Here is a 25959-nt window from a genome sequence, read left to right as displayed (position 1 = left end):
AGGATCTGGAGAAGAATTTGTCAGCGTTTCAATATGTGAGTGATGAAGCAAGCCTTAATGCCCTCGTTGCCCAATATAAACAGAGTAAGATACTCGTGTTAGATACCGAGTTTGTTCGTACTCGTACTTATTATGCCAAGTTAGGTTTGATCCAAGCCTATGATGGTAAAACCTTAGCTTTGATTGATCCGGTGGCTTTACCTGATTTAGCCCAGTTTTGGGCGCTGTTATCGGACCCGAATATCGTTAAGCTAGTGCATTCCTGCAGTGAAGACTTAGAAGTTTTTGCCCACTATGGCAAATGTCAGCCTACGCCTTTGTTTGATAGCCAAATTGCCGCCTCTTTGTGTGGTATGGGCCACGGTGTGGGTTATGCCAAGTTAGTTGAAACTTGCCTTGGTGAAGTGATCGATAAAGGTGAGTCGCGTACAGATTGGATCCGTCGTCCTTTAACGGAAGCCCAGTTAAGCTACGCCGCCAATGACGTCCTGTATTTGTATCAGCTCTATCCTCAACTGGAAGCGAAACTCAGCGCCCAAGGGCGTTTAGCTTGGTTATACGAGGAAGGGGAAAGGATGACTCAGGGCAGGCTTGCCGATCCTGATCTTGATACAGCCTATTTGAAAGTGAAAAATGCTTTTCAACTTACCGAAATCCAATTGGCTTATCTTAAAGTGCTTGCTAAGTGGCGTCTTGAAAAAGCCTTAGTGCGTGATTTAGCCCTAGGTTTTGTGGTCAAAGATCATGGTCTTATCGCATTGGCGAAGAAGCAACCTAAATCCTCGGCCGACTTGTTTAAGCTCAATGATTTGACTGAGCAAGAAAAACGTATCCACGGCAAAGATTTATTACGTGTGCTGCAAACCGCTGATTTGGTCAATTTACCCGAGTTAGTGGATGTGATGGCGTTGAAGTCGGGTTATAAATCGGCCTTTAAGGCGATTAAAAGCTGCTTAGTTGAGTTGTGCGAACAGCATGATGTGCCGCAGGAAATGCTCGGTTCTAAACGTCATATCCATGAGTTTTTGCAATGGCGTTGGGATAAGCAACAAGGGGATTTACCGGCAGTGTTATGCGGTTGGCGAGGGGAATTGGCAACTGAGGCTTTAGCAAAGCTTGAGGTCTAGTGCTTAATATTTCGTACTTGAAGCTATCGCAGAAAAACATCCACATCAAAATGTCATCTTCAATTGAAGATGACATTTTTTGTGTCATCGACTTATCTGTCAGGCAAAGTGACGTTAAGCTCGAGTACCGACAGGTTGGCGTCGTTTTGATCTAACTGCACAGAAACTTGATCATCAGAAATCGGCACATATTTGCGAATAACGGCAATGATCTCTTGTTTCATCTGTGGGAAATAATCGGGAGTGTCCCTTTGTCCACGTTGATGAGCCACGATGATCTGTAGGCGCTCTTTTGCCATTACCGCAGTGCTAGGCTTTTTCTTGCTTTTGAAATAGTCGAGTAAAGACATAATTAGCTACCAAATATCCGTTGTAAGAAACCTTTCTTTTCTTCCGTAATAAAGCGTACTGGTACATCTTCACCCAGTAAGCGTGCGACTGTATCACTGTAGGCTAAACCCGCATCACTTTCTTGGTCGATAATCACTGGTACGCCTGAGTTAGAGGCTTTCAGTACAGATTGTGACTCAGGAATAACGCCGAGTAACTCAATGGCCAGAATTTCTTGAACATCGTCGACACTTAACATTTCGCCCGATTTTACACGACTCGGAGAATAACGAGTCAAGAGTAAATATTCTTTTATCGGCTCAAGGTTTAGCTCGGCGCGGCGTGATTTGCTTTGCAACATACCTAAAATACGGTCTGAGTCGCGCACTGAGCTGACTTCTGGGTTAGTGGTCACAATGGCGATATCGGCAAAATACAATGCCATCATAGCGCCTTGCTCAATCCCTGCGGGAGAGTCACACAGAATAAATTCAAAGTCTTTGGCCAAATCGTCTAGAACACGGCCGACGCCTTCTTTGGTCAGTGCATCTTTATCACGGGTCTGTGAAGCGGGTAAAACGAATAACTTATCGCAGCGTTTATCTTTGATCAGCGCTTGATTTAAATTGGCTTCACCATTGATCACATTAACGAAGTCATAAACAACACGACGCTCGCAACCCATGATCAAGTCTAAGTTTCGTAAACCTATATCGAAATCAATAACGACTGTCTTGTGTCCTTGCATGGCAAGACCGGTCGCAATTGCAGCACTCGATGTGGTTTTACCTACGCCGCCTTTACCTGAAGTGACAACAATAATTTGTGCCATGTTTCTCTCTATCCTTTGTTCTGCCATTTAGAGGGGCAATGATTCAACCATAAGCGACTCACCGTTTAGGCGAATGCAGCCGCTTTTATCTGAGCTATGTTGTTGTAGATTTTCAGCGAGCCAATATTGCCCTGCTATTGAAACGAGTTCGGCCTCCAGAGAGTGGGCAATGATAACGGCGCTGGTATCGCCCGCGGCGCCTGCCATGGCTTTCCCTCGTAATGCGCCATAGATATGAATGCTACCATCTGCGATGACTTCTGCGCCATTGCCTACCGCACCAAATATGATTAAATCACCATTTTTTGCATAGACTTGTTGGCCTGAACGAATATTTTGCTTCACTATTTTAGTTTGGCGCGGGGCCGGCGGCGGGGTACTGCTCTGTTTTCCCGCTTTGACTATGGCAAGGCCTAAGTCTTTAGCCTGTTTACTGAGTACGGTTGTCGCGCCCGTTATACCAACAATCACTAATTGACGTGAGATCAGCAGATCCTTTAACGCACTTAAATTCAAGTTGTCGTGCTGAATGGCACTCAGATTGACGACTAAAGGAGCACCCAGAAAAAACTGAGGAGCCTGTGCCAACTTATGGTCTAATTCAGTCATGACAGCTTGTAAATCGCTGCTATTAATATGAAGCACTGAAAGAGTAAAAGAAGCGCCTTTTAACTCTAAGCTAGGTTTTGACATCCCGGCACTATTCTCCAGAAATCATCAGTCGGTTCGCTGATTTTACAATTAAATTACTAGGCGACCATGTTATAGTGTGCCCCATTGACTGGCAAGTTTGAACTATTGGATATTTGATTCTTATGCTATGTGCCGTTTATAAAAGTAGCCGAAAGGCTGATACTTATTTATTTGTGAAGAAAAGAGATTGTTTTGACGATGTTCCAGTGCCTTTGATGGAAATGTTTGGCGTGCCAAAGTTGGTGATGGTGTTTCCTATCGCTAAACGCGACGCGTTAGGTATGGCAGATATACATAAAGTCAGAGCAGCAATGGCAGAAAATGGCTTTTATTTACAAATTCCGCCACCTCAGGTGAATTTATTGGCTGAGCATAAGCTGAGCCTTGGGATCAAAGATTAACTGGGTAGCATCAAGACGCTGCTAATGAGCTCAGGCGCGTCAAACCACACTCGTTAATCTCAGTGGCATTGCGTATCTGACGACAAATTAGTGTAAAATAGCCCGCATTGAGCGGGTTTTTTATTAAGAAGATACAGTTAATCATGGCATTTTGGCAGAGTAAAACATTAGCGCAGATGAGCACAACCGAGTGGGAATCACTGTGTGACGGTTGTGGTAAATGTTGTTTAAACAAGTTGATAGATGATGAAACCGAAGACTTGTATTACACCAATGCAGCTTGCCTTTTGCTCGATCATCAAACGGCAGGCTGTCAGCATTACAGTGACCGTTTCACCTATGTCCCCCAATGTACAGTGATCACGATTGATAATATCCATGAGTTAACTTGGTTGCCCGACAGTTGTGCCTATCGCCGCCTAGCGGCAGGGCGTGAGCTACCGAGCTGGCATCCGCTGCTCACAGGCTCCAAAGAAGCGATGCATTTAGCGGGTATGTCGATCCAAGGCAAGGTGGTGGATGAAAGACGCGTGAAGGATATTGAAGATCATATCGTGCTATGGCCACTTAAAGACGTGGATTAACAGACGTGAATTCATTTTGCCGTAGCGTTATCGATTGAAAATTAACTTATTAATTGAAACGACACTTGTTGATTGGAAAGTGACCGTCAGAATGAAAACAACAAGGGAGCGATTATCGCTCCCTTGTGCATTTTGGGTGTTAAGTGAATTTAAACTCCATCAAATAATGCTCGACTAGATTTTTAATCCCACCATCAACTGATCCAGTTGCCCCGCAGTCGCTTGCAGCTCATCGCAACCTGAAACTGACTGGTTGGCCGATTGCTCCACATTGTGGGACTGGTTGCGGATTTCCATCAGGTTAGTCGCAATCTCGTTGGCCACTGCCGATTGTTCTTCGGCCGAGGTGGCGATTAGTACACTCATTTCAAACACTTTGTTGCTGTGGTGGGCGATAAACTCTAAGTCTTTACCCGTTTGCAGTACGTGTTGTTTACCTTCATTGGCTTGATTCACAGTACGCGACATCACTTGTGTCAGATTGCGAGTACCCGATTGAAGTGATTCAATCATGGTTTTGATTTCAACCGTTGCGGCCTGAGTTCTCCCCGCTAAAGTACGTACCTCATCGGCCACCACGGCAAAGCCACGACCTTGTTCACCTGCGCGTGCCGCTTCAATTGCCGCGTTGAGGGCCAGTAGGTTGGTTTGCTGGGAAATCGCATTAATGGTTGATACCACTTCATCAATTTTACTGGCGTTGTCATTGAGTACACCCACCGCATTTGAGGCCGCGGAGATTTCATCCGATAACACATCGATGGCCTTAACTGTGGTTTCAATATCTTTCCCGCCCGCGCTAACCTGTTGATTGGCTTCTTGGGTTTCAGCTGAGGATTGTTCGGCATTGCGGGCAACTTCTTTCACTGCGGCGGTCATTTCTTCCATTGCCGTCGCTAAGGAGTCTAGATGTTGTCTCTGGTTTACCGCCAAGGATTGACCTTGCTGCGCTGTGTTACGAAACGATGATACAACTTCGCGTATTTTAGCGGTCGATTCTGCGATTTGCTTTACTAAGGTATGTTGACGTTCTACTAAGGTATCTATGCTGATAGCTAAGATACTGAACTCGTCTTTTACTTCGAAGAAGTTTAAACGCCCCGTTAAATCACCCGATGCGGCCCGTTTTAATGCCATCACTGTCGTATAAAGTGCGCCGCCTACGAAGGTTGAAATGTAATAGCTGAACAAAAATAGCACAAATAAGAGTGCCGCCATTAGGCCATAAACCAGTAGGTTATCGTTGGCGAGCAAGGCATCAATTTCTTTGCTGTCTAGGGGAATAATCGTGATCAGGTTTTGATCGTTAACCCGACTCACAGCTCTAGGTTGCTTACCGCTATCATCAATACCACCACCACTGCGAGCGATGGATTGGGCTTTGCTATCGACTTCATTTACCGAAACAATGCTGACATTACCTTCAATTTCGCGACTAAGTTGATTAAGCATAGTTTGGCGTTCTTGCTCTGGTAGTTTGTTATATAAGCTGCCAGTGACTTGGTTGATTTGTTGTGAAGCATTTTGCAGACTGTTGAGCTGTCCTTGAATTAAGGTTTGCTGGGATTGGTTATCTAGGAAAAGCGCCAGTCCGACAATCATTAACATGGGAACGATAGAGAGAATAGCGAATTTAGTTTTTAAGGTCATATGGATAAGATATTGATCTATCCAGCGAAATTTTACTTCTTTCATGAGTGCCTCGATAAAATGGGCTATAAACCGAATTTATATCGGTCAGTTTGCCATAGACTTTATAGTTTTCTGTTTTGTAATGATTTATATGGTTAATGTAGTCTAATTGCAGTCGTTATTGTGTTGTTTGCTGCAATTTTGGCAAGGTACAGATGTGAGTTTACAGTTTAGTTACAAATGCTGCTAGTGGCTGAAAGCGGAAGTTGTTTACGTCAGAATTGAGGTTTGGGTTTCCCCTTGAGCAAAACTCAGGCTCTGAACTGGGGTAACACATGAATTTGCATGATAAAAACCCCCAATAAGCCCTAGTAATATGCCGCTCGCTCGCGTAAAATTTCTATCCTTTTATTTCGTTATAGCTAGCAAAGCGTCTGGCATTAACGCCCGATAACCTGAGCACCCAAATAGCCTGAAAGTTTGGCGCCCATAGCACTTGTTTATCAAGCGCGACTATGCAGTGGAAGAGAAAATGCAGCAGTTAACTGAGATCGTAGAACAAGCCTTAGTCATTATTGACGAGGCCAGTGATCTAAAAGCACTGGATGATATCCGTGTCGATTACCTTGGTAAGAAAGGTAAGATCACCGACATGATGAAAATGATGGGTAGCTTAAGCCCTGAAGAAAAGCCAGCCTTTGGCCAAGCGGTCAATGATGCTAAACAGGCGATTCAACAAAAATTAACTGAGCGCATCGATGGTCTGAAAAGTTCGGAATTGGAAGCCAAATTAATCGCTGAAAAGATTGATGTGACTTTGCCAGGCCGCACCCAAGAGATCGGTGGCTTACATCCTGTGACTCGAACCATTGAGCGTATCGAAACCTTTTTCGGGGAATTAGGGTTCTCGGTAAAGCAGGGGCCTGAAATTGAAGATGATTTCCACAATTTCGATGCACTGAATATCTCTGAGCACCACCCAGCGCGTGCTGATCATGATACCTTTTATTTCAATCCTAAACTGATGCTGCGTACCCAAACTTCGGGCGTGCAAATCCGTACTATGGAAACTGAAAAGCCACCATTACGGATTATTTCTCCGGGCCGTGTGTATCGTAACGACTACGACCAAACTCACACACCTATGTTCCACCAAGTGGAAGGGTTGTTGGTTGATGAGCATGTTAACTTTGCTGAATTGAAAGGCATTTTGCATGACTTCCTGCGTAATTTCTTCGAAGAAGATCTGCAAGTGCGTTTCCGTCCATCTTACTTCCCATTCACTGAGCCTTCAGCGGAAGTGGACGTGATGGGCAAAAATGGTAAATGGCTAGAAGTGCTTGGCTGCGGTATGGTACATCCGAATGTACTGCGCAGCGTTGGCATAGATCCAGAAAAATACTCTGGTTTTGCTTTTGGTATGGGTGTCGAGCGCTTAACTATGTTGCGTTACGGCGTAAACGATTTACGTGCGTTTTTCGAAAACGACCTACGTTTCCTGAAGCAATTTAAATAACGGAGCTGTAATAGCATGAAATTTAGCGAATCTTGGCTTCGTGAATGGGTCAACCCTTCAGTCAGCCGTGAAGCATTATCCCACCAGATCACTATGGCCGGTCTCGAAGTCGATGACGTTGAAGCCGTAGCAGCCGATTTTAGCGGTGTCGTGATTGGTGAAGTGGTGGAGTGTGGTCAGCATCCCGATGCCGATAAACTGCGCGTGACCAAAATCAACGTTGGTGGTAGCGAACTTATCGATATCGTCTGCGGAGCACCAAACTGTCGTCAAGGTCTTAAAGTGGCCGTGGCTATGGTTGGCGCCGTATTACCTGGCGATTTCAAAATCAAGAAAGCCAAGCTGCGTGGCATGTCATCAGAAGGTATGTTGTGTTCATACAGCGAGCTTGGCATCAACGTCGAAAGCGATGGCATCATCGAATTGCCATTGGACGCGCCGCTTGGCACTGATATCCGTGATTATCTGCAACTTAACGATGCCGTTATCGATGTGGATTTAACGGCTAACCGTGCCGATTGCTTAGGCATGGTAGGTCTTGCCCGTGAAGTGGGCGTGTTAAACCGCCAAACAGTGGTTGAGCCACAGTGGCAAGCCGTCACGGCAACGACAGATGCAAAGGTCACGATTAACGTTAACGCGCCTGCAGCGTGTCCACGTTACTTAGGCCGTGTGGTTAAAAACGTCAATGTGAAAGCGCCTACGCCATTATGGATGCAGGAAAAACTGCGCCGTAGCGGTATTCGCTCTATCGATCCTATCGTAGACATCACTAACTTTGTGTTGATTGAATTCGGTCAACCTATGCACGCTTTCGATCTGGCCAAATTAACAGGCGATATCCAAGTGCGTTTAGGCACTGGCGAAGAGAAAATCACTCTGCTTGATGGCAGCGAAGTCACGATTCCATGCGATACCTTAGTGATCGCCGATGATGCGCGTCCATTAGCCCTTGCTGGTGTGTTTGGCGGCGAATATTCAGGCGTGAGCGACACGACCCAAGACATACTGCTTGAATGTGCGTTCTTCGCGCCGCTTGCCATTATGGGTAAGTCACGTCGTTTAGGTTTGCATACAGATTCATCACACCGCTTTGAGCGTGGTGTTGACCCTGAGATGCAACACAAGGTTATCGACCGTGCGACCCGGTTAGTGCTGGATATCTGTGGCGGTGAAGCTGGCCCTGTAGTTGAGGCTAAATCAGAGGCTGATTTACCCAAATCTGCACAAATCGTTTTACGTCGCAGCAAGTTAGATCGAATTTTAGGTCACCATGTACCTGATAGCGATGTCGTTGAAATCCTACAACGTTTAGGTTTTAGTGTGGTTGTTGGCCAAGATAGTTGGCAGGTCACTACCGCGACTTATCGTTTTGATATGGCGATTGAAGAAGATTTGATCGAAGAAGTGGCCCGTATTTACGGTTATAACAATATCCCGAATACGGCGCCTGTTGCCGCACTGCGTATGTCAGATCATAAAGAATCTGACTTAAGCCTAAAACGCGTGCGTGCCTTATTGGTCGCTCGTGGTTTCCAAGAAGCGGTAACCTACAGCTTTGTCGATCCAAAACTGCAAAATCTGGTTCACCCTGGTTTAGACGCTATGGTGTTACCAAACCCAATTTCCAGTGAAATGTCGGCCATGCGCCTGTCAATGTTCACCGGTTTATTGGCCGCCGTTGGCTACAACCAAAGTCGTCAACAGAGTCGCGTGAGACTTTTTGAAACTGGCCTGCGCTTTGTTCCTGATATCAATGCAGAATCCGGTGTAAGACAGCAAGCAATGCTCGCTTGTGTCATTACTGGGCTCCAAAATGATGAACATTGGGCTATGGAATCGAAAACTGTTGATTTTTTCGACCTTAAAGGTGATTTAGAAGCAATTATCGGCTTGACAGTTTCCGCATCAGAATTTAGCTTTAGAGGAGCGACGCATTCTGCTCTCCATCCGGGGCAATGTGCTGAAATATTGAGAAATGATCGAGTGATCGGTCATATAGGTGCAATCCATCCTAGTTTGGAGAAGCCTTTTGGACTCAATGGTAAAACCATCGTTTTTGAGTTGGAATTGGATGCTTTATTGCATACCAGTTTGCCGCTAGCCCAAGCTGTATCTAAGTTTCCAGCTAATCGTCGTGACATCGCAGTCGTAGTAGATGAGAGTGTATCTGCAGGTGATGTAATGAAATTGATAAGAAAAGTTGGCGAAAATCAGTTGGTTGGCATAAACTTGTTCGATGTATACTTAGGTAAAGGTGTTGAACCTGGCAAGAAGAGCCTGGCGATAGCACTTACATTACAAGACACTACTCGTACGCTTGAGGAAAAAGAGATTGCTGAGACCGTTGGTTCAGTCGTTTCTGCCCTTAAGTCCGAGTTCAACGCATCGTTGAGGGATTAAAGTATGGCACTTACCAAAGCCGAAATGGCAGAACATCTTTTTGAAACACTCGGAATGAACAAACGTGTCGCCAAAGAGATGGTTGAGTCGTTCTTTGAAGAGATTCGGGGCGCACTTGAAAGTGGTGAGCAGGTCAAGTTATCTGGCTTTGGCAACTTTGACCTTAGGGACAAGAATCAAAGACCGGGAAGGAACCCAAAAACAGGCGAAGATATCCCAATTTCTGCTCGTCGTGTCGTGACTTTCCGTCCCGGCCAAAAGCTGAAAACTCGTGTAGAAGCAGCAAACACGGGTAAGTAATTTCGTTTGTTTGATGGGAAAGCCACTCCTTAGAGAGTGGCTTTCCTGTTTATTTTTTCATGCAATATCTCCATTGTTTTTATCCACTGTCTGAGGTGAATTCTTTGTCAAGACAGCCCAAACATTTCGACCGTCGCTTTAAACTCGCCTTATTACACCCTAGATACTGGGCCACTTGGTTAGTGATTGGTCTATTAGTGATTTTCGGACTCATGCCCGCATGGCTGCGTGATCCTATTGCAAGATTATTGGCAAAAATAGTGATGCCAATTGCCAAAAAGCCCATTAGCGTTGCCAGAGCCAACTTAAGGGCGTGCTTTCCTGAGCAATCCACCGCCGAGATTGAAGTGTTAATCCGTGAGAACGTGCAAAACTTCGTTTTGGTGTTGTTAGCACAGGGCGAATTGCTGGTGCGCTCAAAAGCGCATTTACGTCGTCGAGTCAATTTAATCGGCTTTGAGCATGTGACTAAAGCGCAGGCTGCTGGGCAACCGATCATTTTTATCATGCCCCATGTGTGGCCAATCGATTATGCTGGTTTACGCCTTAACCTTGAGTTGCCTATGGTGACTATGGCCAAAGCCCATAAAAACGGGTTATTCAATTGGTTTAGTAATCGTGTACGCAGCAGTTGTGGTGGCCATGTGTATATGCGCGAGGCGGGCATTCGGGCGTTATTGGCTGAGCTTAAGCGCGGTAACAGTTTCTTTTATCTTCCCGATGAAGACTTAGGTCCTGAACAAAGCGTGTTTGCGCCTTTTTTAGGTACAGTAAAGGCAACGCTACCTGTTGTTGGGCGTTTAGCGCAGGCGGGGAATGCCCAAGTGTTGCCAGTAAAGATTGGCTACAATCAAACCTCACGCCAATTTGATCTCACTGTGATGACGGCCGTTGCGCCCGAAGACATGGTCGGCAAAGAAAACGAAGCGTTGGCACTGAACAAAGTGGTCGAGCAAGTTATCTTAGCTTATCCAGAGCAGTATATGTGGTTCCTGCGGTTGCTCAAGACGCGCCCAGAGGGTGAAGCTTCTATCTACAGCTGATGTAGCGTGACTGAAATAGTGTGGTTTAAAATGGCTTTGAGCGCTGATTGCTCAAAGCCATTTTTTTGAGGAATATTCTTGCTGATAGGACTCTTTATTGATTGAGATCTTTATCGACTGTGCTGTTAACAATGCAGATTACAAATGAAGGATTTAATCTTCATCTTGTTCCATCTCAAGTTGCATCAGTAACATATCTTCGCCATCGAGTACGCGAGTATGAAAGCTTTGACATGCAGGGCAGACGACCGTGCGCTCACTCAGTACGGATTCAGTCTGGCAGTCTTGGCAAAGTATCACTAGCGGCTGAATTTGGATATTGAGTAGGGCTTCTTTGCAAATGCCATCGAGCTTAAACGTATCGAAGGCTGTTTGTAGCAGGCTAGGTTCAACCCCGCTCATGACGCCTAGTTTGATATCCACTCGGGTGATTTTATCGGCATGATTGGCCTGCGCGTGCTGTTCGCATTGCTCAATCAGGGCACTCACAATCGAATATTCGTGCATCAGCAAATCCTTGGCAGCAGTTCACCTTGGGGAAGATCGAGATAACGCTTAGTATTCCAAGGCGTTCTTAGTACGACTTTCCCCACTAAATCCTCACTCACAGTGCCGATTATCGCTGCATGCTCACAGCGCCCAAAGCGTTGCATGATCTCGAGCGCACCTAAGGCGATGTCGTTGGGAACGGCGAGGATGAAAGTGCCTTCGTTGGCAAGATCCATGGCTTCGAAACCATAGAGTTCGCACAGACCTTTGACTTCATCGCTAACGGGAATACTGGCTTCATTCACTGTGATGCCGACATTGGAGGCGACAGCCCATTCGTTCAGCACTGCCGATAAGCCACCGCGAGTCGCATCGCGCATCGCATGAATGGGAATATTGGCGGCGATTAATTGCTCGACTATGGGCCAGAGCGTCGCGCAGTCACTTTGTAATGCTGATTCGAGCGTTAGTCCTTCACGCGCCATTAAAATCGCTGCACCGTGGCAACCAATATCACGGGAAACTATAATGGCATCGCCCACGGTGACATTCGCCGCGGAAATATTGGGACGCAAGATACGACCAATGCCTGAGGTATTAATAAATAAACCATCGGCGCACCCCTTGGGTACGACTTTAGTGTCGCCGCAGACTATCCGTGCACCACTGTGTTTTAATTCTTTCGCCATACTGCGGACAATCGTAGTTAAATCCTTGATAGAAAAGCCTTCTTCGATGATCACACTACAACTCAAATACTGAGGTTCTGCGCCCATCATAGCGAGATCGTTGACTGTGCCTGCGATGGCAAGCTTGCCGATATCACCACCGGCAAAAAATAAAGGGGATACAGTGAAAGAGTCTGTGGTAAAGGCGTTGGCACCGTGCAAATCGAGTTTGGCAGCGTCTTCTTCGCTGCGAAGGATTGGGTTATCAAACTCTGCAAAAAACAGATCACGGATCAGTTTATTCATTTCTTTGCCGCCACCGCCGTGGCTGAGTTGAATGGATTTATCTTTAAGCGTATCAGCCATGATGTGGCTCCTTGATATCGATACCTTGATAGCGGTAATAGGCATTGCAGGCACCTTCGGAGCTGACCATGCAACTGCCTAAGGGCGTTTCGGGATTGCAGCCGCGGCCAAAAACTTTACAGTCCTTTGGTTTAGCAAGCCCACGAAGTATATCGCCGCACTGGCAGGCTTTATGATCGTCAATTTCCTTCACGGGTAGGCGGTCTTTAAAGCGCAGTTCGGCGTCCCTGTGGGCATATTCGGGTTTGAGCTGCAGCGCTGAATTGGGGATTGGGCCTAGGCCACGCCAGCGAAATTGCGGTCTGACATTAAAAAATTGATTCACTTTGGCCTGCGCCGTGAGGTTGCCGTGCTCCGATACTGCGCGGCTGTATTGGATATCGAGCTCCGCTTTACCTGCGGCTTTTTGGCGCACAATCCGTAAAATCGACTCCATCACATCGACGGGCTCAAATCCCGCCACCACTAAGGGCGTGCCATAGTTTTCGACTGTGCTGCGATAGATTTTTGCGCCACTGATCACGCTTACATGGGCTGGGCCGATAAAGGCGTTGACCCTCGCTTTTGGGTCGTGCATCACGGCATCAATTGCGGGTGGCACTAATACATGATTGATATGAAACAGTAGATTTTCGAGTTTTTCTTGTTCGGCCAGTTGTAACAAAATTGCTGTCATTGGGGTTGAGGTTTCAAAGCCAATGGCGAAGAACACTACGGTTTTATCGGGATTGTCGCGGGCAATTTTGAGCGTATCTAAGGGATCGTAAATTGGGCGAATATCGCAGCCCTTGGCCCTAAAACTGGCTAAAGAGCCTTGAGAACCGGGCACGCGGATCATATCGCCCAGAGTCACAAGAATAACATTTTCTTGGGAGGCAAGCGCCGCGGCTTGGTCGATGCGCTCTTTAGGCATAATGCACACTGGGCAGCCAGGACCATGGATAAATTCAATATTATCTGGCAGTAAATCTAGCAAGCCGTATTTCATAATCGTATGAGTATGGCCACCACAGACTTCCATGATATTGATTTGTTGCTTAACCAATTTAGCGGTTAACTGAATATCCCGTGCTAAATTGGCAATCGTTTGGGGATCGCGAAAGCCTTGATAGAGGTGTTTTAGTTCAAGCATGCTTTTTCCTCGGTGCACTCGATAGGGGTGCGCCTTGCGACTTAATCCTGCACTGCTGATGGTCAGTGTATGGCTTCATTTTCAAGCTTAGTGACGATTTCTTTGTATAGATCAATGCTTTGCTGCGCATCTTCCTTATCAATTTTGTTCATCACAAAACCAATATGGATAAGTACATAGTCGCCAATTTCCAGTGGCTCATTCATTAAATGACTGCTGACATCGCGGCGCACGCCTAAGGTGTCGACGGTGACGCTCTGGCGCTCAATATCGACCGCCACCACTTGGGAAGGTATGGACAAGCACATTATTGTGCACCTCGAATATTGTCTTTAAGCCAAGCGGCTACAGCCTGTATGGAGTCGCCATCTTTAATTGAGACTTCAATAATTTGAGTTGCTGGATTGAGTTTTTTAAGCTGCGCTCTGGCTTCGTCCATCTTGAAATCAAAATAGGGCAGTAGATCGCACTTTGTGATAAAAACTACATCGGCGCGGCGGAACATCACAGGATATTTCTCAATCTTATCATCGCCTTCTGGCACTGATAGCAGCACGATATTTTTGTGAGTGCCCACATCATAACTGGCTGGGCAGACGAGATTACCGACGTTTTCGACAAAGCAAATATCGAGTCCTTCAAGCGGCAGATGATGTAGGGCACCGTGCACCATAAAGGCGTCGAGGTGACAGGCGCTGCCCGTTTGAATTTGATAGGCCTTAATGCCTTTAGCGATTAAGCGGTCGGCATCGCGTGAGGTTTCTAAGTCGCCCTCGATCACCGCATAGTTGAGCTGCGTGTATTCTTTGAGATTTTCTAATAGGGTGGTTTTGCCACTGCCCGGGCTACTCATGATGTTGAAGGCAGTAATGTTATGTGCCTCAAAGTGGGCGCGGTTATGTCCAGCTTCGACATCATTTTTATCTAAAATTTTGTGGATGACTGACAAGGTTTTTTTATCGTTTAACTGAGGATTTGTGTGTAACTCTTGATGGCTATGCTCATGAGTATGTGAATGGTCATGATTATGCTCATGGCTATGGGCATGCGCGCCTAGATGATCATGGTCGTGGCGGGTAAGGGAGCAGCCGCAGTCTTTACACATTTTACCTCTCCTTGTATCGGCAGAGTACGAGGACTTTGCCTGACAAATAATGATTGATGTACGAATCGTTAATTTGGTTACGCTAATGTTGAGTGTGATACAAATTGCGCTACGGATCTTTGATGTTCGTCAGGTTTATGGGGATAAAAATGGCGAGCGAACATCAGGGGTTATCAAATAAGTAAGGTTATTGACTCTGATGAATGCCATACCAAAGTTGGCCTAGGGCGATGCCGCCATCATTGATGGGTATCTGTTTACTGGATAACACTTTATTTCCTTGGGCGCTGAGCTTGCTCAGGCAGTATTCTAAGAGGTATTTATTTTGAAATACGCCACCGCAGAGCACGGTTGGGAGGTGTTGATACTGGGCAGCATAATCACAAATAGCATCACCTAATGTGTGTAAAAAGGCGCGGGCGATGGCATAGCATCTATTGTCTGTTAGCGGTTGTGCTGTAATCAATTCAACAATTTGCTTGAACATCTCACTGCTTCGCCACTGGTCGATGTCAAGAGGTAAGTTAAGCGAAATGACTTCAAGGGCTAATGCATCGGCGCGATTGGCCGCGGCTTCTATTGCCATGCCCGCTTGGCCTTCAAACAGTGTTGTTTCGATTAAGCCTAAGGTGCAGGCGAGGGCATCGAACAGTCGCCCGACAGAGGAGGTTTTTATCGCGCTGCCGTTCTGCCAGATCTTATGTAAGTTAGTCAGAGTGTTTGGGCGCATGTTGTTTAATATAGGTAATTGTAATGCGAGCACAGCATCGAGGCTCATTTGCTCGAACAATAATGCCAGTAACAACCTCACGGGTTGCTTAATGGCTTGCTCGCCGCCTAGCAGGGCTATAGGCTCAAAGTGCGCCAGTCGCTGCGCTTTATCGAGCGTAGTTAATAGCACTTCACCGCCCCATAAACTGCCATCGTCGCCAAGCCCAGTACCGTCAAAACTAAAGCCCAATACGGGATCTCGATATTGATTAACTGCCATTACGCTGAGCACATGAGCATGGTGGTGTTGCACCGATAAACATTGATTTTGACGGGTATCGCTGAGTTTTACACTCGAGTTTGAGTGCATTTCAGCCCAGCGCGAAGGGGTATAATCTGGGTGTTTATCGCAAATAATAAGATTTGGCGTAAAGTGATACAACCGAGCAAAAGTGGCTAAGGTGCGCTCAAAATACTGCTCGGCGCTGACACTGAACAGGTCGCCAATATGGGGACTTAAAAACACATTATTGCCAAAACCTAAGGCGATGGCATTTTTTTGTTGTGCGCCCACGGCCAAAATCGATTGGGTCAGCGGTATCTCTAAGGGGAAACTTAACGGTGCATAGCCGCGGGCGAGGCGCAATACTTGCACCTCTGCGGAGGAATCCAGTTGCGGCTGGATCACTTGCACCACACTGTCATCACAGCCATTAATAATCGGCCGATTATGATCGACTATCGCATCCACCACATGGCTTAAGTGACTAATAAGCTCATCACAATCAGTGATGATAGGTTCACCGGAAACATTGGCGCTGGTTGCAATTAATGGCCCTTTGAAGAGACCTAATAGCAAATGATGTAGCGGTGTGTAGGGTAAAAATACCCCGTGTTTATTCAGATTGGGGGCGACAGCTAAGCTGAGATCATGTTCGGCTCGGCTGCTCATCAGCACTATGGGCCTTTCCTGCGAACTCAGCACTCGCCACTCGGCATCCGTCCCTGTGACATAGTGCTGCGCCATGGTGATATCCGCCATCATCACCGCTAGCGGCTTGACTTGGCGCTGTTTTCGTAGCCGGAGTGCGTTGACGGCATTGTCACTTCGGGCATCACAGATTAAGTGAAATCCACCCAATCCTTTAATTGCCAGAATCTGCCCTTGGCGTAATCTGTCAGCCGCTGCTGTCAGTACCGCAAGGTCCGTACTCAATTCAGGTGCGCTGACATTTGAGGCATTGGGAAGGATGTATTCCCCTTGCGGTGTTTTTAAACTGAGTCTGGGGCCACAGGCGGGGCAACTCACGGGCTGGGCATGGTAGCGGCGGTCGAGTGGGTTTTGATATTCTTTGGCGCACTCGGGACACATGTCAAAATCGGCCATGGCGGTGTTGTGTCTATCATAGGGTAAAGCATTGATAATCGTGTATCGAGGGCCACAGTTAGTGCAGTTGGTAAAGGCATAGCCAAAGTGGCGGTCATCAGGATTATGTATATCGTTCAAGCAATCTTGGCAGGTACTTTTATCTGCCGATACCGCCACCAGTGCACCTATCGGTGAACTTGGGTCATCGTCCTCATGGCTGTCGCTTTTTATAATCTCAAACGTGCTTTCGCTTAATAAAATCGGCAGTGGTATTTGGCTGATATTGTCGATACGGGCGAGTGGCGGTGGAGTGGTATTGAGTACAGTGACAAAGCGAGTGAGGTTTTCATCATTACCTTGCAGCTCAATGGTCACGCCCTTGGCATTGTTGAGCACAGTGCCCGTCAGTTGAAACTCAAGGGCATAACGATAGACAAAGGGGCGAAATCCCACCCCTTGTACTATGCCAGTGACGTGCAATTGACAACGCTTTAACGTGGCTCCCTTGTGGACAAGGTATTCCAACGCGAGCCTTCGTTTTATCTGCAGGTCACTGTGCTTTTTGTGGCGACTATTGTGCCTATGTGGCTTCATACGTTGTGACTTAACTTTTGGCCTCCTAATCATGGGCATTTAGTTGTCGCTGCTTAACGTAAAGTGCCCCAACGGCTAAGTTATCGCCGTCTAAATCTAGGCTGCGATTGACCACTAAGGGGAAGTTCTTTCCTAAGCGTAAGCTGATGCGTTTGCACAGGGTTTCATTGATTAATTCATTGCCCGCTAAGGCTATATTGTGCACGCCGATATTTAAGTCGATATGCTCGATCCAGTTAGATAAATAATCCGCCAGCGAGTCTTGCATCGCAAAGGCAAGCTGACTCGGATCGTCATTCCCCGCAATACGAAAACTTAAGACAGTGCCTAAGGTTTTACACCAATTTAGGCTGCGGTGGGCTTCACCTTTGGTCAGCGGATAATCGATACGCGGTGCATTGGCACCGTGGTAGCGCATGGCGGCGGCCATGAGTGCATCGCTGAGCCTTGCTTGGCTTTGAGTCTCTTCTTGTGTATTAAGGCCAATTAATATGGCAGCAATCGCCCACAGGCTTTGTAAGTTGTCGCGTCTGCCGTGAAGCTTTAGGCTTAAAAGTTTTAGGTAATCTTCGGGGAACAGGCTCTTAAATTTTTGCGCTACGGCTTTTTGCGGACTGCTGTCCAGTTGATGGAAGATTTCGTAACCGTTATCGGGCAGCTCGGGCAGGGCAAAGAAGAGTTCGGTGTCGCCCTTATTATCGCAGGTGACAATTTGACTGGCGTGGGTATGGCTTAAGTAAATGACCGCGGCATTTTTTGCCTGTTTATGACTGGTAAACTTACCGTTGAGCAGCGCACTGAATAGCGCTGCGTCTGCAAGGGTGTGATTTTCTGTGTTGACTGTATTTTGATTATTATCGCTTAGCATACTAGTGCAATGAATATCACTGTCTTCACTTGACGGTACTTGAGTTAATATTGCCACACTCAGTTCGCCTTGGTGCGAACGTGAACGTTTCGCCGCTTGCCATTGGGCTTGATAGCCGTGAAAACTGACTTTTTCCCTTAAGGGTTCTGGAGCGATAAAGTGCTTGGTTTGAACCTGTGTTGAGCTTAAATCGTGACTGGCGATTTGTGCCCAAGCACCATCGACCCAAGCTAGCTTTGGCCTATTATGCGGCCCTTTAATGTAAACCCAATCGACCCCTTTTTGTCGTAATACTTCCCCGAGCACTAAGATCACTCGGCTGTAGGCAAAGCAAATGTCGTACAGTGGTGCACTGAGTTTGTCGTGTTCTTGCGTTGGTCTCGCGCAGATAAGTGGCTTTTCAATACTCGAAAGCGCGAGTACCTGCGCATCGTTCAGACAAAAATGGGCATTCAGCGTATTGGGATTACAAATTAACAGTTGTGGCCGCTCGCTTAAGGGCTGCTCAAACGGTGTCAGGCTGATTTGCAGATTATCGGCGGCCGCTAATGTCAGTGGACCTTGTGTCAGCAGTCTCTGTGCCATGGCTTTAATATCTGACAAGGTTAACGCTTTTTGTGCGGACGTTAATTGTGTTTCGCCCTTGCAGCAAGGACAAATTAAATCGAGTGTGCCAAACTTAGCCGACTGATTATCGCCAATCAACGGATAACAATGCTGGCAAAAAGGCACTATGGCAGGGCTTGAGCCAGACTGTGGAAAGGGCAGTAAGGTTTTACTGCCCTGGGGCTCGTCGATGACTTTAATACTAGAGTCAATCAACCAAGCGGAAATCAAAAAGTCCGCGGCAATGGCATCGGCCAATTGTTCTAGTTGGTTTTGCTCGCCCTGAGCTTCAATAAAATAGCTTTGGGGGCCAAAGTCATGTTGGCCAGCACTATATTGACCTGAGCTATGTTGACCATCACAGCCTATGCTGATATTTAGTTCATCATAATTTAGATATTGATTACATAAATGCGCGTACAAAGGCACCTGACGTGAGCAGGTAAAATCAAATCTGATGTTTTTCATCTTCTATATACTTTCACCAGTAGTAACGCCACGTTTATAAGAGTCAGGGATCAGCGAGTCGATACTATGCTCGGCAACACGCGTCGCAGTGAACCCAAGGGAGGCTAAGTGGGATAACAAGCTTGATTCCATTAAAGGTACCGCGGCGGCGACTTTAGGGGTCAAGCCTAGCACCATAGGTTCGAGCACGGTTGGGGTGACGCCCAGCACAAAGGTTTTAGGCCTGTCGCCAACCATTTCCATCATATTGAGGGTTTGCAGCATTTCGACTTCATGGGCGCTGCCTTGCCAGTCGATTTCCTTCGGCGCTTTATCAAAATCGAAGAAATAGACTTCGCCCGCTTCTACGCCATTGGCGTTAACAGTATCAACCACGATTAAATAATCGTATTGGCAAATAATAGGGATAAGTCCCTGAGCCAAGGTGCCGCCATCGAGCAGCTTTAGCTGGTGGGACTCATGGGTAAACTGATAATTATCAGCTATATAATTGACAAAATGTACGCCGATGCCTTCATCGGCGTACAGGACATTGCCAATACCGAGTAGCAATATCTTCATTGGACTCCTAGTGGTGTGAGTCTGGCTTTGGGTAGTCATAGCCAGAGACAATCGAGTCAACTGAGTTATGTTTGAAGCGTATCCCTGACCAAACCGCCATATAGACGTGGATAACCACAAAGATAACAAATGCCCAAGTGAGGTAGTGATGCCAAATCCTAACTTGTGCTAGCCCACCCATTTGTGCCGTGATCCAAGCGGCGCTGCCCCAAAGCATGCCACCTAAACCTTGGTGATACACATTGGCATACAACACCAGACCCGTTATACATATCACAAGAGCGACCAGTGAGATTGCTACATAAGTCACAAATTGCAGCGGTCCATAGACACCGGCTTTATGTAAGTGCCCCATCCATAAGTAAGATTTCAGCTGAGTGATCCAGCTTTTTACACTCATCACATCGCGAAATGAGCGCCGCTCAATGTCGCTTCGGCTGAAAAAATACAGGTAGAAGCGCACTAAAGTGATTGCGGTTAGTACAAAACCGCAAATCAGATGAGCGAAGCGGATCCAGCCTTGTACGAGTACGTCCGTACTTTCAGGCGCCACAAGAAACGGCCAAGCAATATAGAATCCGGTGATCACTAGCACCAGAATTGATAGTGCCCTGAGCCAGTGAAAAATCCGTATTGCCGGACTAAAAATCAGTGTCCGAATGCGGGTTGCAGAATGGTTCATTTTGCGTTCCCTCCCTCGATTATTGACCATTGGGACTGACACGGAACTCGCTCAATGCTTGGCCTTTGAAATCCATCACGTGTACAGAACACGCCATGCAAGGGTCAAATGAGTGAATAATACGTATCACCTCAAGGGGCTTAGTAGGATCTTCCAGTTTCAAGCCAATTAAAGAGGCTTCATAGGGACCCATTTTACCGTTGGCATCCACAGGACCTGCGTTCCAGGTAGTTGGTACGACGGCTTGATAGTTCTCAATCACTCCATTTTTAATGCGGATCCAGTGGCTTAACATGCCGCGTGGCGCCTCGATCATAGCGTGACCTACATACTCTTTATTTGGATCAATATTGGGTTTTACATAGGTAGATTCATCGGACTGGATATTCGTCAGCAGCGCATCAAAGGTCTTTAAGCCTTCTTGGGCGACGATGACTGTCTGCAACATACGGGCTGCAGTGCGACCTAAAGTGGTAAATAGAGCCGCTACGGGTAGACCTGTGCGAGCGAGCAGGGCATTAACCGAATCCACGACCACCTTGTTACCGCGGGCATAACTCACCAATAGGCAGGCGAGTGGACCCACTTCGACAGGTTCACCTTGATAACGGGGAGATTTCACCCATGAGTATTTGCCATCACCATCCAGTGTTGGCAATTTGCCGTAGACAGTGTCGCGTTCAACAAAACCCGTGTAATTAGGAATCGTTGTACCGTCATAGGGATGTTGTGGTGCATCGGCGCTATACCAAGCGTGGCTGACGTCTTCGGCAATCAGATCTGGATTCACATCACTGACGCCGGCAAGGTCGCCATTCATGATCACGCCTTGATTAAACATGTATTCGCCATTGGCTAAGACAAAGTCATCGGTCGCCATGAAGTTTTTCACGTTTACGCCGCCCAACACGCTAGGTTCAGTACCAAAGGCTTCGGCTGCCATCACGATATCTGCTTGATAGGCACGCAGAATAAAGTCAGTTACTGTCGCATGTTTTTGCTTCCATTCCTGTAGGCGAGCAGGGCTGAGCATGTCGCGCACCGAAGTTACACCACCGACAACAACGGATTGTGGATGTGGTGATTTACCACCAAATATGGCTAGCATTTCTGCCGCAACACGTTGTACTTCAAGCGCTTTAAGGTAGTGAGATAGCGCGATAAGGTTTTGCTCTGGGGTAAATTTATACGTGCCGTTGCCCCAATAAGCGTTGGCAAATGGACCTAATTTTCCCGTTTCGACAAAGCCTTTAACTCTTTCTTGTACCGCTTTTAAATCACCTTCACCCGCCGCTATGGGATGGTCTGTGTATTTCAGGGCAACTTGTGCCGCTTTAGCAGGATCGGCGCTCAGTGCAGAAACCACATCAACCCAATCTAAGCCGTGTAGATGGTAAAAATGGACAATATGGTCGTGCATGTATAAAGAGGTTTGCATTAATGAACGTAAGTATCTTGCGTTCAATGGAATTTGAATTCCTAACGCATTTTCAACCGCTTCAGTACCGCAGCGGTAGTGGGAATAGGTACATACGCCACAGATACGTTGCACAATAAGGCCAACATCCATAGGCGTGCGGCCTTTGAGAATGACTTCAATACCGCGCCAAAGTGTGGAGGATGACCAAGCCTTGTTGATGACGTTATTTTCATCAACTTCGACTTCGATACGTAAGTGACCCTCGATACGTGTGATAGGGTCGATAACAACGCGCTTGCTCATGGGTTATTCCTCCAGCGGTTTGGCAAAAATACTGGCAACGGCATGGGCTCCAATGCCCACCACAGTCGCGCCTAAAATCACCGCACCAATAGTATCTGCGGTCGCATCCAATCCATGGAGGAGTTGACGGCCAAGGGGTTTTTCAAAGTCAGCCATATCGTCCCAGAAGTTAGGTTCTGAGCAACCCATACAACCGTGTCCAGCGAGTACTGGCCAGCTAGTGTGATGGTTAAAGCGCTCGGTTGGGCAGTTGTTGTAGGTGTAAGGACCTTTACAACCGACTTTATAAAGGCAGTAACCTTCTTTCGCACCGTGATCGCCAAATTCTTCAACGAATTCACCGGCATCAAAGCGGCCGCGGCGTTCACAGTTATCGTGTACCCGTGCGCCGTAAGCCCATTTAGGTCTATTAAACATATCCAGCGCAGGTAATTTTCCGAACATGATGAAGTACATCAAAGTGCCGACTATGTTCTTTTCACTCGGTGGGCAACCGCCTAAGTTAATCACGGGTTTACTGACCACTTCATGCACGCCTTTAGCCCCCGTTGGGTTTGGATAAGCGGCTTGCACCCCACCAAACGCCGCACAAGTGCCGACAGAGATAATCGCGGCGGCGCCTTCGGCAGCATGCTTGATGATTTCTAACCCTGTGTGGCCTTTACAACCCACAGTTAAGAAACTGCCGTTATTTGCAGTCGGAATCGCCCCTTCAACGGCCAGTAAATAGCGGCCCTTGTAGGTTTCGAGTGCATGTTCGAGGTTTTCTTCGGCTTGCCAACCCGCTGCAGCCATTAAGGTTTCGTGATATTCCAAGGAAATATGATCGAAAATCAGTGAGTCTAGATTGGGGGTATCGGTACGAATTAAAGATTCGGAGCAGCCAGTACATTCGGCCATATGTAACCAGATTAAGGGTACACGATCGGCTAATTCGGCAGCTTCGGCTACTAAGTTACTAAAGGGGAGGGGTAATGCGAGCATGCTCGTCACCATGGCACTCCACTTCATAAAATCACGGCGACTAATGCCGTGCTGTTGCATTTTCTCAATCAGCGATTGTTGTTGACGGGGAGCGAATTGGCGTAACGCATCTAAGCGCGCCTTTCCCTGTTCATATAGGGCTGCATGTGTGTCCATGGGTCAACCTTTTTTGTTATTTAAATGTAAATTGGTAAGGGTTTACATAATTGACAGTGTCAGTTTAGGCCGTTGGAGTGTAAAGATTATTGATGTATATCAAGAATTTTTAAGAGATGTGACCGAACTGATTTTGACATTTAATTAACATGACGCAGATCTAATTTCACTTTTTCTAATGGGACAAAATGTCTCACATTTGCCATTTTGGATGAAATCGGTCACTTAATCAGCACTCATGTGATTAAGGCCATGCAGATGACTATGGTTCATTCGCGTGGTGAGTCTGGGCGAGCAGGTTAATTAAACTTATATAAGCTTGTTTAAGAAAACCTTAAGATTCAGTTAATAGATTCGAACGTAATCGTTAACGCGGAATATGCTATGAAGAAAATATTATTGTTACTCAGTTTATTGGCCGCAGGCGTACAAGCCGCGCCATCGCTGGACTATCAAGTGTTTAATGCGCAAAACCAAGCTGTTTCCCTGAGTGAGTTTAAAGGCAAAGTCGTCTATGTCGATTTTTGGGCATCCTGGTGTGGCCCTTGCCGTAAATCGTTTCCTTGGATGAATGAAATACAAAAAAAGTATCAAGATCAGGGATTAGCTGTTGTGGCAATCAACCTAGATACAGATAACGAGTTAGCCCAGGAATTCTTAAAACAAGTCCCTGCCAATTTTTCAGTGCGTTTCAATCCAGAAGGTGATGTCGCGCGCAGTTTCGATTTGCTGGGCATGCCGAGCAGTTTTATGTTCAATCGACAAGGTCAGTTAGTACAGCATCATGTTGGCTTTTATGCCGATAAAACCGCTGAATACGAGCAAGAGCTCGTCAATTTACTGAAGGAGTAATTTATGCTTAAACCCGCATTAGTCGCAGTAACGCTCATCATAGGTTTGAGTGGATGTTCAAGTTTAGGAGTGCAGCCGTGGGAGAAAGGCCAGTTGGCCCGCAGCGATATGGCGCTCGACAGTGAAAAGCTCGACTTAGCACTCGATGATCATATTTATTTTAGTAAAGAAGGCAGTAGCGGCGGTCGTGCATTTGCCGGTGGCGGATGTGGCTGTAACTAAACTCTCCGTTGGTGTTATTTGCCCTGAGATGTAACGAATAAATGTAATGCACAGATGTAATGAACAGACGTACTAAAACAAATGTGACGAGCAGATGTTCTAAAATCTGGGGCGAAATCCCGCGGTATTGAATAGATTGAAGTGACCTACAGGTGTTGTCAGTTATGACCCAAAAAAAGAACCCAATAAATACAAGACAATCGAAGCAGATAGCGGGTGCTCTCGCATTAGCCAGTTGTGGACTGTTTGCAACAAGTGGCCATGCGACTGAATTATCTAAAAAAGCTGACGACTGGAAGATCGATGCTGCGTTAATGTATTACGGTGAGCAAGATAGAGTACAAGCCATCGAAGCTATAGGCACAGCGCAAAAAGCCTTTGGCGATGACAGTGTGCTGGATCTCAAACTCGTGGTTGACAGTCTAACGGGTCCTTCAGCATCGGGCGCTGTGGCCCAAAGTACCAGCCAAACGTTTACTCGACCATCAGGTAATGGGCAATATCATGTTTCAGCGGGGGAAACGCCGTTAGATGACACTTTTCACGATACTCGCGTACAAGCCAATGTCGGTTGGAGTGAAGTGCTAACACCAGATTGGAAACTCAATGTTGGCGCATATGGCTCGAAAGAGTTTGATTATATGTCAATGGGCATCAATGCCGGAATTGAGCGAGGGTTCAATAAAGACAACACCACTTTATTTTTAGGTACGGCTTATAGTTTCGATGTGGTTGACCCCGTTGGCGGTCGTCCGGTGGATTTATCTTCGATGGTCATTCGCGATAACTTCACCAGTGAGGAAGCTTATCGCAGCGCATTCGATGCGACCCGTCAAGGTGGCAGTGATAATAAGCAGACCGCGGATGTGATGTTAGGTATCACCCAAGTGCTTAGTCAGCGCTGGTTGTTGCAGGCCAATTACGGCTTGTCGAGTGTGAATGGCTATTTAACTGATCCCTACAAGGTGCTCAGTGTGGTGGATAACAACGGCATTACTCAGGATTTATTGTATGAGAGCCGCCCCGATTCGCGCTTGAAGCACAGTTTTTACGTGATGACCAAAGGCGCATTAGATGCGGGTGTGGTGGATTTTTCCTATCGTTATAATACCGATGACTGGGACCTCACATCGCATACCTTAGAAACCCATTATCGGTATTACTTTACCGGCAATTTCTATGGTCAATTACATCTGCGCTATTACCAACAAACTGCGGCTAACTTCTATCAACCTTTCTTGACGGCTGATACGCCACTGCCAGAGTTTGCCAGTGCCGATTATCGTATCGGTGATATGTCGGCTTATACGATTGGGGTTAAATTTGGCCATAGATTATCGGGCGGTCATGAAATGTCGTATCGCTTAGAGTATTACCAACAGGATCCGAAAAATAACGGCGCTACAATTCCTGGAGAGCTGCAAAACTTCGATCTGTTTCCGACTCAGAAGGCAATTACAGCACAGTTTAGTTATTCTTTTTAATACGAAATAATGCTACTGGCTCAGATAGCAAGGCGTTAAACTGTATGGGTAGCTTAGC

The 25959-nt window shown here is 46.7% G+C and carries 25 protein-coding genes; 10 read left to right on the top strand and 15 right to left on the bottom strand.

What is annotated here, in order from left to right:
- The first annotated feature begins 17 nt into the window (after positions 1–17).
- Entirely contained in the window at positions 18–1127 is a 1110-nt protein-coding gene (gene rnd / locus HQQ92_RS10875) for a ribonuclease D (RefSeq protein WP_173245270.1), read from the top strand.
- Positions 1128–1219: 92 nt separating this feature from the next.
- Here rnd and minE read toward each other — a convergent pair whose 3' ends face one another.
- The 3 genes from minE to minC are packed head-to-tail and all read right to left on the bottom strand — an operon-like array spanning position 1220 to position 2982.
- Positions 1220–1477 (bottom strand): cell division topological specificity factor MinE, encoded by a 258-nt coding sequence (minE, locus tag HQQ92_RS10870; protein WP_028760193.1) that lies wholly within the window; start codon positions 1475–1477, stop codon positions 1220–1222.
- 2 nt (positions 1478–1479) lie between these two features.
- On the bottom strand, positions 1480–2289 hold the full coding sequence (minD, locus tag HQQ92_RS10865) for a septum site-determining protein MinD (RefSeq protein WP_006086391.1): 810 nt from the start codon (positions 2287–2289) through the stop codon (positions 1480–1482).
- 27 nt (positions 2290–2316) lie between these two features.
- Entirely contained in the window at positions 2317–2982 is a 666-nt protein-coding gene (gene minC, locus HQQ92_RS10860) for a septum site-determining protein MinC (protein WP_173245267.1), read from the bottom strand.
- A 122-nt stretch (positions 2983–3104) separates the two neighbouring features.
- On the opposite strand from minC, the gene HQQ92_RS10855 reads away from it, so the two are divergent.
- Both HQQ92_RS10855 and HQQ92_RS10850 read left to right on the top strand, forming a co-directional pair.
- A complete protein-coding gene (locus HQQ92_RS10855; protein WP_028760191.1) occupies positions 3105–3383 on the top strand; it encodes a YcgL domain-containing protein in 279 nt (92 codons plus the stop codon).
- Between the two features lie 143 nt (positions 3384–3526).
- Positions 3527–3967, top strand: coding sequence for a YcgN family cysteine cluster protein (locus tag HQQ92_RS10850; RefSeq protein ID WP_028760190.1), 441 nt, complete (start codon positions 3527–3529; stop codon positions 3965–3967).
- A gap of 174 nt (positions 3968–4141) precedes the next feature.
- On the opposite strand, the gene HQQ92_RS10845 is transcribed toward HQQ92_RS10850, so the two are convergent.
- Complete coding sequence (locus HQQ92_RS10845) at positions 4142–5662, bottom strand: methyl-accepting chemotaxis protein (protein WP_173245264.1); 1521 nt, start codon at positions 5660–5662, stop codon at positions 4142–4144.
- A gap of 469 nt (positions 5663–6131) precedes the next feature.
- Here HQQ92_RS10845 and pheS point away from each other — a divergent pair, with 469 nt between their 5' ends.
- The 4 genes from pheS to lpxM all read left to right on the top strand — a co-directional run bounded on the left by pheS (position 6132) and on the right by lpxM (position 10861).
- The gene (pheS, locus tag HQQ92_RS10840; RefSeq protein ID WP_173245261.1) at positions 6132–7115 is read left to right on the top strand and encodes a phenylalanine--tRNA ligase subunit alpha; all 984 of its coding nucleotides are present in this window, start codon (positions 6132–6134) and stop codon (positions 7113–7115) included.
- A gap of 15 nt (positions 7116–7130) precedes the next feature.
- Complete coding sequence (gene pheT / locus HQQ92_RS10835; RefSeq protein ID WP_173245258.1) at positions 7131–9518, top strand: phenylalanine--tRNA ligase subunit beta; 2388 nt, start codon at positions 7131–7133, stop codon at positions 9516–9518.
- A gap of 3 nt (positions 9519–9521) precedes the next feature.
- Positions 9522–9818 (top strand): integration host factor subunit alpha, encoded by a 297-nt coding sequence (ihfA, locus tag HQQ92_RS10830; RefSeq protein WP_006081370.1) that lies wholly within the window; start codon positions 9522–9524, stop codon positions 9816–9818.
- 104 nt (positions 9819–9922) lie between these two features.
- Positions 9923–10861 carry a lauroyl-Kdo(2)-lipid IV(A) myristoyltransferase gene (lpxM, locus tag HQQ92_RS10825; protein WP_105253109.1) on the top strand — a complete coding sequence of 313 codons (939 nt, stop codon included), beginning with the start codon at positions 9923–9925 and terminating at the stop codon, positions 10859–10861.
- Between the two features lie 153 nt (positions 10862–11014).
- Here lpxM and hypA read toward each other — a convergent pair whose 3' ends face one another.
- The 11 genes from hypA to hyaA form a co-directional block, all read right to left on the bottom strand.
- Complete coding sequence (hypA, locus tag HQQ92_RS10820) at positions 11015–11368, bottom strand: hydrogenase/urease nickel incorporation protein HypA (RefSeq protein ID WP_173245255.1); 354 nt, start codon at positions 11366–11368, stop codon at positions 11015–11017.
- Positions 11368–12384 (bottom strand): hydrogenase expression/formation protein HypE, encoded by a 1017-nt coding sequence (hypE, locus tag HQQ92_RS10815; RefSeq protein ID WP_028760185.1) that lies wholly within the window; start codon positions 12382–12384, stop codon positions 11368–11370. Before hypE ends, hypA begins: the two co-directional genes overlap by 1 nt.
- Complete coding sequence (hypD, locus tag HQQ92_RS10810; RefSeq protein ID WP_173245252.1) at positions 12377–13516, bottom strand: hydrogenase formation protein HypD; 1140 nt, start codon at positions 13514–13516, stop codon at positions 12377–12379. Before hypD ends, hypE begins: the two co-directional genes overlap by 8 nt.
- Positions 13517–13578: 62 nt before the next feature.
- Positions 13579–13824, bottom strand: coding sequence for a HypC/HybG/HupF family hydrogenase formation chaperone (locus HQQ92_RS10805; protein WP_028760183.1), 246 nt, complete (start codon positions 13822–13824; stop codon positions 13579–13581).
- On the bottom strand, positions 13824–14621 hold the full coding sequence (gene hypB / locus HQQ92_RS10800; RefSeq protein WP_173245250.1) for a hydrogenase nickel incorporation protein HypB: 798 nt from the start codon (positions 14619–14621) through the stop codon (positions 13824–13826). The genes HQQ92_RS10805 and hypB overlap by 1 nt, the downstream gene beginning before the upstream one ends.
- Before the next feature lie 187 nt (positions 14622–14808).
- Positions 14809–17226 carry a carbamoyltransferase HypF gene (hypF, locus tag HQQ92_RS10795; protein WP_173245247.1) on the bottom strand — a complete coding sequence of 806 codons (2418 nt, stop codon included), beginning with the start codon at positions 17224–17226 and terminating at the stop codon, positions 14809–14811.
- Between the two features lie 94 nt (positions 17227–17320).
- Positions 17321–19237: a NiFe hydrogenase gene (locus HQQ92_RS10790; RefSeq protein ID WP_173245244.1), complete on the bottom strand. Its 1917-nt coding sequence runs from the start codon at positions 19235–19237 to the stop codon at positions 17321–17323.
- Positions 19238–19240: 3 nt separating this feature from the next.
- Complete coding sequence (locus HQQ92_RS10785; protein ID WP_028760179.1) at positions 19241–19798, bottom strand: HyaD/HybD family hydrogenase maturation endopeptidase; 558 nt, start codon at positions 19796–19798, stop codon at positions 19241–19243.
- Between the two features lie 7 nt (positions 19799–19805).
- Positions 19806–20480: a Ni/Fe-hydrogenase, b-type cytochrome subunit gene (cybH, locus tag HQQ92_RS10780; RefSeq protein ID WP_028760178.1), complete on the bottom strand. Its 675-nt coding sequence runs from the start codon at positions 20478–20480 to the stop codon at positions 19806–19808.
- 19 nt (positions 20481–20499) lie between these two features.
- Positions 20500–22203: a nickel-dependent hydrogenase large subunit gene (gene hyaB, locus HQQ92_RS10775; protein ID WP_105252282.1), complete on the bottom strand. Its 1704-nt coding sequence runs from the start codon at positions 22201–22203 to the stop codon at positions 20500–20502.
- 3 nt (positions 22204–22206) lie between these two features.
- A complete protein-coding gene (hyaA, locus tag HQQ92_RS10770) occupies positions 22207–23343 on the bottom strand; it encodes a nickel-dependent hydrogenase small subunit (protein WP_028760176.1) in 1137 nt (378 codons plus the stop codon).
- A 384-nt stretch (positions 23344–23727) separates the two neighbouring features.
- On the opposite strand from hyaA, the gene HQQ92_RS10765 reads away from it, so the two are divergent.
- From HQQ92_RS10765 to HQQ92_RS10755, 3 genes are all read left to right on the top strand, one after another.
- Positions 23728–24195, top strand: coding sequence for a TlpA disulfide reductase family protein (locus HQQ92_RS10765; RefSeq protein ID WP_028760175.1), 468 nt, complete (start codon positions 23728–23730; stop codon positions 24193–24195).
- Between the two features lie 3 nt (positions 24196–24198).
- Positions 24199–24417: a DUF4266 domain-containing protein gene (locus tag HQQ92_RS10760; RefSeq protein WP_028760174.1), complete on the top strand. Its 219-nt coding sequence runs from the start codon at positions 24199–24201 to the stop codon at positions 24415–24417.
- Between the two features lie 164 nt (positions 24418–24581).
- Positions 24582–25901, top strand: a complete 1320-nt coding sequence (locus tag HQQ92_RS10755) for a DUF3570 domain-containing protein (RefSeq protein WP_173245241.1) — start codon at positions 24582–24584, stop codon at positions 25899–25901.
- Positions 25902–25959: the final 58 nt, after the last annotated feature.

This window comes from Shewanella sp. DC2-4, from assembly GCF_013248875.1.
In the GTDB taxonomy this organism is placed as follows: Bacteria; Pseudomonadota; Gammaproteobacteria; order Enterobacterales; family Shewanellaceae; genus Shewanella; species Shewanella oncorhynchi.
Note: the sequence above shows the minus strand (reverse complement) of the source record. Positions and strands in the feature narration are given on the sequence as shown.